General features: G+C 71.6%; 14 protein-coding genes. 8 read left to right on the top strand and 6 right to left on the bottom strand.

Translation table 11 applies throughout. The annotated features are described in order from the left end of the window. Window positions 1-271: 271 nt before the first annotated feature. Window positions 272-1264, bottom strand: a complete 993-nt coding sequence (locus AC069K_RS12835) for a WD40 repeat domain-containing protein (protein ID WP_478615179.1) — start codon at window positions 1262-1264, stop codon at window positions 272-274. A gap of 69 nt (window positions 1265-1333) precedes the next feature. On the opposite strand from AC069K_RS12835, the gene AC069K_RS12830 reads away from it, so the two are divergent. Next, window positions 1334-2047, top strand: coding sequence for a GDSL-type esterase/lipase family protein (locus AC069K_RS12830; protein WP_365113403.1), 714 nt, complete (start codon window positions 1334-1336; stop codon window positions 2045-2047). Window positions 2048-2053: 6 nt separating this feature from the next. Here AC069K_RS12830 and AC069K_RS12825 read toward each other — a convergent pair whose 3' ends face one another. Next, on the bottom strand, window positions 2054-2563 hold the full coding sequence (locus AC069K_RS12825; protein WP_478615175.1) for a carboxymuconolactone decarboxylase family protein: 510 nt from the start codon (window positions 2561-2563) through the stop codon (window positions 2054-2056). Window positions 2564-2583: 20 nt separating this feature from the next. Between AC069K_RS12825 and AC069K_RS12820 the strand changes: the two genes are divergently transcribed. The 3 genes from AC069K_RS12820 to AC069K_RS12810 all read left to right on the top strand — a co-directional run bounded on the left by AC069K_RS12820 (window position 2584) and on the right by AC069K_RS12810 (window position 5303). Continuing rightward, complete coding sequence (locus tag AC069K_RS12820) at window positions 2584-3117, top strand: MarR family winged helix-turn-helix transcriptional regulator (RefSeq protein WP_478615172.1); 534 nt, start codon at window positions 2584-2586, stop codon at window positions 3115-3117. Window positions 3118-3209: 92 nt separating this feature from the next. Beyond that, on the top strand, window positions 3210-4220 hold the full coding sequence (locus AC069K_RS12815) for an aldo/keto reductase (protein ID WP_478615169.1): 1011 nt from the start codon (window positions 3210-3212) through the stop codon (window positions 4218-4220). An 84-nt stretch (window positions 4221-4304) separates the two neighbouring features. Then, window positions 4305-5303: an aldo/keto reductase gene (locus tag AC069K_RS12810; RefSeq protein WP_478615166.1), complete on the top strand. Its 999-nt coding sequence runs from the start codon at window positions 4305-4307 to the stop codon at window positions 5301-5303. A gap of 37 nt (window positions 5304-5340) precedes the next feature. On the opposite strand, the gene AC069K_RS12805 is transcribed toward AC069K_RS12810, so the two are convergent. Further along, window positions 5341-5502 carry a hypothetical protein gene (locus tag AC069K_RS12805; RefSeq protein WP_478615163.1) on the bottom strand — a complete coding sequence of 54 codons (162 nt, stop codon included), beginning with the start codon at window positions 5500-5502 and terminating at the stop codon, window positions 5341-5343. Window positions 5503-5522: 20 nt separating this feature from the next. Between AC069K_RS12805 and AC069K_RS12800 the strand changes: the two genes are divergently transcribed. Both AC069K_RS12800 and AC069K_RS12795 read left to right on the top strand, forming a co-directional pair. Beyond that, a complete protein-coding gene (locus AC069K_RS12800) occupies window positions 5523-6164 on the top strand; it encodes a hypothetical protein (protein ID WP_478615160.1) in 642 nt (213 codons plus the stop codon). A gap of 14 nt (window positions 6165-6178) precedes the next feature. Then, window positions 6179-7069 (top strand): hypothetical protein, encoded by an 891-nt coding sequence (locus tag AC069K_RS12795; RefSeq protein WP_365113417.1) that lies wholly within the window; start codon window positions 6179-6181, stop codon window positions 7067-7069. 23 nt (window positions 7070-7092) lie between these two features. On the opposite strand, the gene AC069K_RS12790 is transcribed toward AC069K_RS12795, so the two are convergent. Beyond that, window positions 7093-8451, bottom strand: coding sequence for an MFS transporter (locus tag AC069K_RS12790; protein WP_478615155.1), 1359 nt, complete (start codon window positions 8449-8451; stop codon window positions 7093-7095). A gap of 30 nt (window positions 8452-8481) precedes the next feature. Then, window positions 8482-8925, bottom strand: coding sequence for a MarR family winged helix-turn-helix transcriptional regulator (locus AC069K_RS12785; protein WP_365113421.1), 444 nt, complete (start codon window positions 8923-8925; stop codon window positions 8482-8484). A gap of 169 nt (window positions 8926-9094) precedes the next feature. Here AC069K_RS12785 and AC069K_RS12780 point away from each other — a divergent pair, with 169 nt between their 5' ends. Further along, window positions 9095-9277: a ribbon-helix-helix protein, CopG family gene (locus AC069K_RS12780; RefSeq protein ID WP_358831498.1), complete on the top strand. Its 183-nt coding sequence runs from the start codon at window positions 9095-9097 to the stop codon at window positions 9275-9277. A gap of 21 nt (window positions 9278-9298) precedes the next feature. On the opposite strand, the gene AC069K_RS12775 is transcribed toward AC069K_RS12780, so the two are convergent. Then, a complete protein-coding gene (locus AC069K_RS12775; RefSeq protein WP_365113423.1) occupies window positions 9299-10747 on the bottom strand; it encodes an NCS2 family permease in 1449 nt (482 codons plus the stop codon). 238 nt (window positions 10748-10985) lie between these two features. Here AC069K_RS12775 and AC069K_RS12770 point away from each other — a divergent pair, with 238 nt between their 5' ends. Then, window positions 10986-11258 carry a DUF2530 domain-containing protein gene (locus AC069K_RS12770; RefSeq protein ID WP_365113425.1) on the top strand — a complete coding sequence of 91 codons (273 nt, stop codon included), beginning with the start codon at window positions 10986-10988 and terminating at the stop codon, window positions 11256-11258. Window positions 11259-11381: the final 123 nt, after the last annotated feature.

Genomic DNA, 11381 nt, shown 5'->3' with positions numbered 1-11381 from the left:
AGGGGCGCGGGGAACTGCGCGAGCAACCCACCACCGGGCGGCCCACCAGACGAACACGCCCCCCACCGCCGAGGTGATCGCCCCGCAGGGGCGCACCGAAGGGGCGCGGGGAACTGCGCGACCAGCCCACCACGGCCCGCAGCCGAAGAGGGGCTTGGGGGCGCGGGGAACTGCGCGAGCAACCCCCACCGGCCCGCAGACAAACCCCGGGCCGAAAAGGGGCGCGGGCAGCCGGCTACTCAGCCGCAGACGAAAGCCGGGCCCAAAAGGATCAGCCCCGCCGCCCCCGCCGCTTCAGCCAAACCCAGCCCGCCCCCACCCCCACCACACCCAACCCCCCGTACACCAGGTTCCGGTGCCCACCCCCGGAGTCGGTGCTCCCGCCACGGCCCCCCGCACCGGTCGGTGAACTCCCCCCGCCGGACGGCGACCCGCCCCCGGCGACGGCGACCCGGGTCACCGGACTCCCCTCCCCCTCGCTCCCGAACAGCAGCGCCTTCCCGTCCGGCGTGTACGTGACGGACTCCGCCTGCCGCATCAGCGGGGCGGACACCCCGTGCCGCGCCCCCGGCTTCCCGCCCTTCCAGTCGTACTCGGCCGCCCAGAAGTACCCGCGCAGCGCCAGCTTCGTCCCGTCCGGGGAGAAGGCGCCGTCGGTGACCCACGGCACGTCGCCGACTCGCCGGAAGACGTTCGTCCCGGCCGTGGAGAGGTGCGCGGGGCCCTCGTAGAGCCCGCCGCCGCCCTCCTTCTTGGAGGCGATGTAGACCCGCCCGGTGCCGGGATGGACCATCAGGGCCTCGGCGTTGCGCGGCCCGTCGGCGTACTTCACCACGTACTGCGTCGCCTTGACGGTGGCGTCCTTCAGCCGCTTCGGCTCGGGGAACTTGTAGATCCAGACGTTCTTCCAGGTGCCGCCGAGGTTGTCCCCGATGTCCCCCACGTACACGTTCCCGTCCGGGCCGACCGAGATCGCCTCGACGTCGCGCGGGCGGCCGACGCCGGTCATGGTGATCCTGGCGACGGTCTCGCCGGTCCTGGAGTCGACCGCGTAGACGTACGGCCCGTCGTCGCTGTCGTTGTGCGTCCAGTAGACGCCCGGGTGGGCGCGGCTGGCGGCGAGGCCGCTGGACTCCTTGATCCGGGGGTCCTTGATCGTGAAACCGCCGTCTCCGCCGTCGGCCGCCGCCGGTCCGGCGGCCCCCAGGACGGCGAGCCCGGCGGCCGTGGCGGCGGACAGAAGCGAACGCATCGGGAAACGCATGGCACCAAGTGTCCATCGTCACGTGGCAGCCCGTCGAAGCGGTCCAGGTGATCCGCCATCATGGCCCCCATGCGTTTCATGTTCGTCGGCGACTCCATGACCATCGGACGCGCCGGCGACATCACCTGGCGCTACCGGATGTGGCAGCACCTCAGCGCGTCCTTCGACGGCCCCTTCGCGATCGTGGGGCCGCGTACCGAGCTGTACGACACGGGGGCCGGGGCCCCGCTGTCGTCCGCGTACGGCGCGGAGGACTTTCCCGCGCCGGCCCGCCGCCATCTGTCGGGGTGGGGCGAGGGGTGGCTGCACATGGCCCCGCTGATCGCCGAGGCGGCGGCCGGGGCCCGGGCGGACGTCCTGCTGGTCTCGCTCGGCCTGATCGACCTGGGCTTCTACACGGACAGCGACCAGACGGCGGCCAACGTCCGCGCCTTCGTGGCGGCGGCGCGCACCGCGAACCCGGCGATCCGGATGGTGCTGCTGCCCGTCATCCCCAACATCCGGGCCGAGTCGGACGCCCCCTTCGCGGCCGAGGTCGCCCGCTTCAACGAACTGCTCGCGAAGGCGGTGGCGGACCTGGACCGGCCCTCCTCCCCACTGCTGCTCGCCTCGCACCCGCCGACGTACGACATCCACGTGGACACCTACGACGGCACGCACCCCTCCGCCTCGGGCGAGCACAAACTGGCGGCGGCCTTCGCGGACGCGCTGCACCAGGGGTGGGGGCTCGGCGGTCCGTACGGAGTGCCGGTGGCCGCCGCCCAGGAGGGCCCGGTCCGCTAGCGCGGCTCAGTGCGAGGCCCCGGTCAGCCGGTTGGCGAAGGTGGAGACGGTGTACGCGCCGATGCCGAGGACGACCTCCAGGGCGTTCTGCCGGGTGTAGCCGTGGGACAGGAAGGCCTCCAGGCCGGCGTCGGGGACCGCGCCCGCCGTGGCGTACACGGCGAGGGTGAACTCCCGTACGGCGTCGAGCCGTTCGTCCGAGAGCGGCGATCCCGCGCGGAGCTCCCCGATCAGCTCCTCCGCCGCGCCGAGCCCGCGCAGCTTGGCCGTGTGCATGTCCACGCACAGGGCGCAGGCGTTGCGGGTGGCGACCGTCATGACCACCACTTCGCGGGCGACCGGGTCCAGGGTGGTGCTCTCGAAGAGGGCGCTCATCTTGAGGAAGCCCTCCAGGGCGTGGGGCGAGGCGGCCATCCGGGCGACGGCCGGGGAGAGGTGGCCGAGGTGCCGGACGGTTCCCTCCATCGCGCGGCGCGACGCGGCGGGCGCGGACTCCAGGGTGTGGTCGACGAACATGGTGCGCTGCGCCCCTTAGAATGGACAACGTGGTTGACGAAAAAAAGGTAAACCAGGTTGTCGGTTCTCGCAAGGGTGATTCCGGTGGCGCCGACACGCCCGGCTACGAGCTCCCCCTGCTCCTCCTGGCGGGCTTCCGCACCCTGATCGACCGCCTCCACGCCGAACTCGCCGCACAGGGCCACCCCGACCTGCGCCCCGCCCACGGCTTCGCGCTCCAGGCCATCGGCCCCGGCGGAGCGACCGCGAGCGAGATCGGCCGCCGCCTCGGCGTCTCCAAGCAGGCGGCCGGCAAGACCGTCGACCGCCTGGAGGCGCTGGGCTACGCCGAACGCGCCGACGACCCCGCCGACGCCCGCCGCAAGGTCGTCCGCATCACCCGGCACGGCCTGGACGCCCTGAACCGGTCGGCGGCCGTCTTCGACGAGCTGCGCGCCGACTGGGTGCGTGCCCTGGGCCCCGGGCCGGTCCGGGAGATGGAGGCGTCGCTGCGCGCGGTGGTCCCGTTGGAGGCGTTCCGCCTGGACGCGTCGAGCTGGTTCGCGGGGTCCTGAGCACGTCGGCGCCCGGGCGCGCCCCGCGCCCGGCGCCCCCGCGACCGGACCCCCTTGCTTCGAGCGCACTTCAACGGCTTCGCTGGTCCCTCATGGAGTACACGCAGCTCGGACGCACCGGACTCAAGGTCAGCCGCCTCGTCCTCGGCACCATGAACTTCGGCCCGCTCACGGACGAGGCCGACAGCCACGCGCTGATGGACGCCGCCCAGGACGCGGGCATCAACTTCTTCGACACCGCGAACATCTACGGCGTCGCCGAGCACAAGGGCCTCACCGAGGAGATCGTCGGGTCCTGGTTCGCCCAGGGCGGCGGGCGCCGGGAGCGGACGGTCCTGGCGACCAAGGGCTACGGGAACATGACCCAGGACGGCAGCCCCTGGAGCACCAGCGTCTGGCCCAACGACAACAAGCTCTCCGCGCTGAACATCCGCCGCTCGGTGGAGGCCAGCCTCAAGCGCCTCGGCACCGATTACCTCGACCTCTACCAGTTCCACCACGTCGACCGGCAGACCCCCTTCGAGGAGATCTGGCAGGCCATGGACGTGCTCGTCCAGCAGGGCAAGGTGCTGTACGTCGGCACCTCCAACTTCCCCGGCTACAAGATCGCCCAGGCCAACGAGGTCGCCGCGCGGACCGGGCGGCTCGGCCTGGTCAGCGAGCAGTGCCTCTACAACCTCGCCGAGCGGCGCGCCGAGATGGAGGTGATCCCCGCCGCCCAGGAGTACGGCGTCGGGATCATCCCCTGGTCGCCGCTCCACCAGGGCCTCCTCGGCGGCGCCCTGCGCAAGGAGCGGGACGGGGCCGGGGAACGCACCAAGGGCGGCCGGTCCGCCGCCGGACTCGCGGACCCGGCGGTACGGGCGCGGGTGCAGGCGTACGAGGACCTGCTCGCCGAGCACGGACTGGAGCCGGGCGAGACGGCGTTGGCCTGGCTGCTGACCCGGCCGGGCGTGACCGGCCCGATCGTCGGCCCGCGCACCCCCGGACAACTCGCCTCGGCCCTGCGGGCGGTGGAGCTGGAGCTGTCGGCGGAGGTGCTGGCCGGACTCGATGAGATCTTCCCGGGACCGGGCCCGTCCCCGGAGGCGTTCGCCTGGTAGGCGGGAGGGGGGCGGAGTCGGGGGAGGGCGGGGCCGCGTGGGGTACTTGCTTCGAGCGCACTTCAAGGCGTTCGCTGGTACCCCATGGAGTACACGCAGCTCGGACGCACCGGACTCAAGGTCAGCCGTCTCGTCCTCGGCACCATGAACTTCGGCCCCCAGACCGAGGAGACCGAGAGCCACGCCATCATGGACGCCGCCCACGAGGCGGGCGTCAACTTCTTCGACACCGCCAACGTCTACGGCCAGAGCGCCGGCAAGGGCCGTACCGAGGAGATCATCGGCAACTGGTTCGCCCAGGGCGGCGGCCGCCGGGAGCGGACGGTCCTGGCCACCAAGGTGTACGGGAACATGTCCGCCGACAGCGCCCCCGTCTGGCCCAACCACGACAAGCTGTCCGCCCTCAACATCCGCCGGGCGGTCGAGGGCAGCCTGAAGCGGCTGGGCACCGACCACATCGACCTCTACCAGTTCCACCACATCGACCGGCAGACCCCCGTCGAGGAGATCTGGCAGGCCATGGACGTGCTCGTCCAGCAGGGCAAGGTGCTGTACGTCGGCACCTCCAACTTCCCCGGCTACAAGATCGCCCAGGCCAACGAAGTGGCCGCGCGGACCGGCCGGCTGGGGCTCGTCAGCGAGCAGTGCCTGTACAACCTCTTCGAGCGGCGCGCCGAGATGGAGGTGATCCCCGCCGCCCAGGAGTACGGCGTCGGGATCATCCCCTGGTCCCCGCTCCAGGGCGGGCTGCTCGGCGGGGCGCTGCGCAAGGAGCGCGAGGGCGGCGGCTCCCGGTCGACCGGCGGGCGCGCGGCCGAGGCCCTGGCGGACCCGGGGGTGCGGGCGCGGGTGCAGGCGTACGAGGACCTGCTCGCCAAGCACGGTCTGGAGCCGGGCGAGGCGGCGCTGGCCTGGCTGCTGACCCGGCCGGGCGTGACCGGCCCGATCGTCGGCCCGCGCACCGCCGGGCAACTGGCCTCGGCCCTGCGGGCGGTGGAGCTGGAGCTGTCGGCCGAGGTGCTGGCGTCCCTGGAGGAGATCTTCCCGGGGCCGGGCCCGTCCCCGGAGGCGTTCGCCTGGTGACGCGCGCGGCGGGCGCGGCGGCTCCCCGGCGGGGGTGTCAGCCGCGCGCCGCCGCGACGGCCACGACGACGAACATCAGCACGAGTACGCCGGCCATGATCCGGTTCCTGGTCTTGGGGTTCACGCCTACGAGCGTAACGAACCCGCCCGCTCCCCCGTTCGGCCGCCCCTGGCGCGCCACCGGCGACGAGACGGTCACACACTGTTACCGTCCGAAAGATGGACCACGCCTGCCGCCGCCGCCCCCGCCTCCTCCCGGCCGCCCTGCTGGTGCTGGGGCTTGTGCTCGGGGGGTGTTCGTCGGGGGGTGGGGAGCCGCCCGGGCCGTCGGACGAGTCCAGCCAGGAGGAGACCACCGGGCCTCCTGCCGAAGAGACGGGGGGCACGACCGGGGACACCAGCGGCGGCTCGGACAGCGGCGGCTCGGACAGTGGCGGCTCGGACAGTGGCGGCGACAGCGGTGGTGGCGGCGGCTTCGACACGGCCGGGCGGGTTTCCGGCAGCTTCGCCGGGGCCTGGCCCCTCGTCAAGCTGACGCTGCGGAACCCCTCCTCGGAGACGTACACGGGTACCGCGAGCTTCTCCGACTGCACACCCGGCCCCAACCGCTGGAGCACCGCGCCTCCCGACCAGTCCGTATCGCTACCGCCCAACGGTGACGGTCCGGAGATCACGGTCACCTTCCCCGACGACGACGGCAAGGAGACCATCCCCGAGCACACCGTCTGCGTCCGCCTCACCGGGCGGCCCACGCCGCTGGTCGGCACCGTCAAGGACGAGAATTTCACTCCGCCCGACCAGCCGGAGGAGCCCGAGCCCCAGCCGGACGACCCGGCCGTCCCCAGCGCCGACGCGAGCTGACCCGGAGGCGCCCGATGGAGGAGCAGGCCCCGGGGCAGCCCCAGCCGCCACCGCCGACTCCGGCCAGGGCCCCGTGGGGCACCTGGCTCAAGGCCCTCGCCGGATTCGTCGCGCCCACGACCTTGCTGACCGCGCTGCTCCTCTACTTCGGGTACGCCTTCACCGACGCGCAGTACGAGTACTTCGGCATCGATCCCGCGACCCTCGGCTTCTCCACCCAGGACTTCCTGCTGCGCAGTGCGGCGGCCCTGTGGATGCCGGTGGGCGTCACGCTCTTCGTCGGCCTCGTCGCGGCGCTCGGATACTTCTGGGCCGCCGCCGTCGCCGGGTCACGGCCCCACCTCCTGCGCCGTGTGACGCGGGCGGGCGTCTGTCTCCTCATGTGCGGAGTGGGGCTCTTCGCGCTCGGCGTCCTCGGCGGCTTCCAGGTCTGGCCCGCCGCGCAGCTGACCACGCCCCTGCTCCTGCTGTGCGGTCTGCTGCTCGTGGTGTACGGGCGTCTGATGCACCTGAAGGCCACCGGCCGCCCCTTCGTCGGTGAGGTGACGGCCTTCTGCATCGCGGCGGCGCTGATCACGCTCTGCTCCTTCTGGGCCGTACAGGCCTACGCCCAGGGCCACGGCGAGCACGAAGCCCGGTATCTGGCGCGCCATCTGCGGCTGAGGCCGGAGGTCGTCGTCGACACGACCGAGCGGCTGTACTTCACGGCTCCGGGGGTGCGGGAGACCTCGCTGCCGGAGGGGGGATCCGGACAGCACTTCAAGTACCGCTACCGGGGGTTGCGGCTGCTCGCACAATCGGGGGACCGGATGTTCATCGTGCCGAAGAGCTGGACGCGGCAGCGGGGGGCCGTGCTGGTTCTGCCCGTCGGGGCGGGTGTGCGGGTGGCCTTCCGGCCGGGCTGAGCGGCGCCCCCGCGCCGCCGGTGTCACGCCGCCGTAGCCAGCCGCTCCCTCGGGACCCTCGGCACGAACTCCAGGTGCCGGCGGCCGCGTCGCATGTCGACCTTGAGGCGCAGGTTCGCCGCGCGCGCCAGTGCCAGGCCGACGCCGACCGCCGCGATCGCGCAGATCAGACCGCCCAGGGCGAGGCTGATCCGTACGCCGTACTCGTCCGTGAGCCAGCCGAAGAGCGGGCCGCCCAGCGGGGTGCCGCCGGTGAAGACCATCATGAACAGGCTCATCACCCGGCCCCGCATCTCCGGGTCGGTGGCCATCTGCACCGAGGCGTTGGCGGTCACGTTGACGGTGAGGCCGAGGACCCCGACGGGGATCAGCAGCGCGATGAAGAGCCCCATGCCGGGCGCGGCGGCGGCCGCGATCTCCAGGACCGCGAAGAGCCCGGCCGCGCCCGCGAGCAGCCGCAGCCGGGTCGTGCCCCGGCGGGCGGCGAGCAGCGCGCCGATCAGGGAGCCGATCGCCATGAGGCTGTTGAACAGGCCGTACATCCCGGAGCCGCCGTGGAAGACGTCATGGGCGAACGCGCTGAGCCAGATGGGGAAGTTGAAGCCGAAGGTGCCGACGAAGCCGACCAGGACGATCGGCCAGATCAGCTCCGGCCGCTTGGAGACGTAGTCCAGGCCCTCGCGGAGCTGGCCCTTGCCGCGCGGCGCGAGCTTGGTGGGCCGCAGGTCCGCGGTGCGCATCAGGGCCAGGCCGGCCAGCGGCGCGAGGAAGGAGAGGCCGTTGGCGAGGAACGCCCAGCCGGGGCCGACCGCCGCCATCACGCCGCCCGCGACCGCGGGGCCGACGAGCCGGGCCGACTGGAAGTTGGCCGAGTTCAGGCTGACCGCGTTGCGGACCTGGTCGGGGCCGACCATCTCGGAGACGAAGGACTGGCGGGTCGGGTTGTCGACGACCGTCACCAGTCCGGTGAAGAACGCCGTCAGATAGACGTGCCAGACCTGGACGTGGCCGGAGAGCGTCATGGCCGCCAGGAACAGACCGCCCAGGCCCATCGCGCTCTGGGTGACGAAGAGGATGCTCCGCTTGGCGAAGCGGTCGGCGATGACGCCGCCGTACAGGCCGAAGAGCAGCATCGGCAGGAACTGCATGGCGGTGGTGATGCCGACCGCCACGGAGGAGCCGGTGATCTGGAGGACCAGCCAGTCCTGGGTGATCCGCGCCATCCACGTCCCGATGTTGGAGACGATGGCACCGGAGAAGAACAGCCGGTAGTTGCGGATCGCGAGCGAGGAGAACGTCCCCCGCCGGGTGCTGCCGGGGGCAGCGGTGTCGTGGGTGGATTTGTGTGCGGGGGCGGAGTCTGCTCCGGATCCCGTACTCAAAGGGGTTCGCCTCCTATCGTGCGCGGTCGTTCACAGGTGTGCGAGCTTCTCCAGTACGGGTGCGGCGGCGCGCAGCTTCGCCCACTCGTCCTCGTCCAGGCCTTCCGCGAGGGAAGCCAGCCAGACGTTGCGCTTGCGGCGGCTCTCTTCGAGCATCGCCTCGGCCTCTTCGGTCTGGCTGACCACCTTCTGGCGGCGGTCGTCGGGGTGCGGCTCCAGCCTGACCAGTCCCTTGGCCTCCAGCAGCGCGACGATGCGGGTCATCGACGGGGGCTGGACGTGCTCCTTGCGGGCCAGCTCACCGGGGGTGGCCGAGCCGCAGCGGAAGAGGGTGCCGAGCACCGACATCTCGGTCGGGCTCAGCGACTCGTCGACGCGCTGATGCTTCAGGCGCCTACTCAGGCGCATGATCGCCGAGCGGAGGGAGTTCACGGCGGCGACGTCGGCGTCGCTGTCGTGGGGCAGGTCAGACATGTTCGTTAGATTAACTCATTACTCTGGCTAAATACCAGCCGAAGCACCGCCCCCGCGCTGTAACGGTGGCCACACCCCGCCCCGTACACCGCCCCACACATCACCCGAACGAGTGAGACTCGTCGGAAAAGTGACGCACCGGGGCGGGGTCTGCGGCGACCCTCGTCCCATGGGGACCAGCGTGCTCAGCCTGCGGATAGACGGTGAGCTGCTCGAACGGCTCCGGCAGCATGCCGCCAAACGCCGAATGAGCGTCCAGGACTATGTGGTCCGGACGCTCATTCGGGACGACTTCGACGAGCGGTTCAACGCCGCGGTCGACGAGACGGAGAAGTTCTACGGCGCGGCCTAGCACCGGCCGCGCGGGGACCGGCTAGGTCAGGTCCAGGGCCGGCATCAGGTAGTAGAAGGCGAACACCGCCGAGACGACGTACATCGCCACCGGCACCTCACGGCCGCGGCCCGCCACCAGGCGCAGCACCGTGAAGGTGAGGAAGCCCATGCCGATGCCGTTGGTGATCGAGTACGTGAACGGCATCATCACCATCGTCACGAACGCCGGGATCGCGATCGTCCAGTCGTCCCAGTCGATCTGCCGGACCGAGCCCGACAGGATCAGGAAGCCCACCGCCAGCAGCGCGGGGGTGGCCGCCTGCGACGGGACCATGGTGGCCAGCGGGGTCAGGAACAGGGCGACGGTGAACAGACCGCCGGTGACCACGTTCGCCAGGCCGGTGCGCGCCCCCTCGCCGACGCCCGCCGTGGACTCCACGAAGCAGGTGGTGGCCGAGGAGGACGAGGCGCCGCCCGCCGCGACCGCGATGCCGTCCACGAACAGCACCCGGTTGATGCCCGGCATGTTGCCCTCGGCGTCGGTCAGCCCGGCCTCGTCGCTGATGCCCATGATCGTGCCCATGGCGTCGAAGAAGCACGACAGCAGCACGGTGAAGACGAACAGGACGCCGGTCAGCACACCGACCTTGTCGAAGCCGCCGAACAGGCTGACCTCGCCGACCAGACCGAAGTCGGGGCTGGCGACCGGGTTGCCGGGCCAGGTCGGGGTGGTCAGGCCCCAGGACGGGACGGTGGCCACCGCGTTGATGATCATCGCGACGCCGGTCATCACCACGATGGAGATGAGGATCGCGCCGGGCGTCTTGCGGACCAGCAGCGCCAGGGTGAGCAGGACGCCGAGGACGAAGACGAGGACCGGCCAGCCCAGCAGATGGCCGTTGCCGCCGAGCTGGAGCGGGACGGTGGTGTGGGCGGCGTCCGGGATGCGGGAGACGAAGCCCGAGTCGACCAGGCCGATCAGCATGATGAAGAGGCCGATGCCGATCGCGATGCCCTTGCGCAGGCCCAGCGGCACCGCGTTCATCACGCGCTCGCGCAGCCCGGTGGCGACCAGGAGCATCACCACGAAACCGGCGAGGACGACCATGCCCATCGCGTCGGGCCAGCTCATCCGGGGCGCCAGCTGGAGGGCGACCACGGTGTTGACCCCGAGGCCGGCGGCGAGCGCGATCGGCACGTTGCCGATGACACCCATCAGGAGCGTGGTGAACGCGGCGGTCAGCACGGTGGCGGTGACCAGCTGACCGCTGTCGAGCTGGTGCCCGTACATGTCCTTGGCGCTGCCGAGGATGATCGGGTTCAGCACGATGATGTACGCCATCGCGAAGAAGGTGGCGAAGCCGCCGCGGATCTCCCGGGCGACGGTGGAACCGCGCTCGGAGATCTTGAAGTACCGGTCCACGGCGTTGGCCGGCGGCTTCGGGGCGGGCTGGGGCGCTTCGACCTTGGCGGTGGCCGACGGGGACATGCGGAACCTCAGTCGTGAGACGGGGCGGGGAGCGGGAGCTGCGCACTGCGGAAAAGCGGCTTTACCCGAACTTCTTTGGACGTTTCAACGAACAAAACGAGTCAGCCGTAAGCCGTTTCAGTATGAATACATCAGGCGAAGATCGCTATCTCCGCGCGTAGACACAAGGGGCGCCCGGGTCGCGGACGGCCGCGAGCGGTCCGCCGGGGCGGCACGGGCCTCCCCCTACACTGATCGCATGGAGAAGTGGACCCCGAAGCACGAGGCGCCGGAGCCCCTGGAAGGGCCGGTCGTCGCCACCATCACCGGCGGCACGATCCTCTGGTTCGTCCTCTTCCTGGTCCAGCTGCCGTTCTACGGCTGGTTCGACGACCACGGCCATCTGTGGTGGGTGTGGACGTGCCTGGCCGGAGGCGGTCTCGGTCTCATCGGCATCTGGTACGTCCGCGGACGCGACGCGGCCCTCAAGCGGCACGCGGCGGAGCGGGAAGCCACGGCCGACAAGCTGTAGGGGGACGGTGCCGGGGGCGGTGTCCGGGCTCCGGGCCGGGGGCGGTGTCCGGGCTCCGGGCCGGTGTCGGGCCCGGCGGTAGGAGACGCCCGCGCGGGCATACCGCCACAGGACCATTCGTCT

The organism is Streptomyces sp. NPDC043908 (assembly GCF_056435525.1).
The sequence above is the reverse complement of the archived record's forward strand: the minus strand, read 5'-3'. Positions and strand labels throughout refer to the sequence as shown.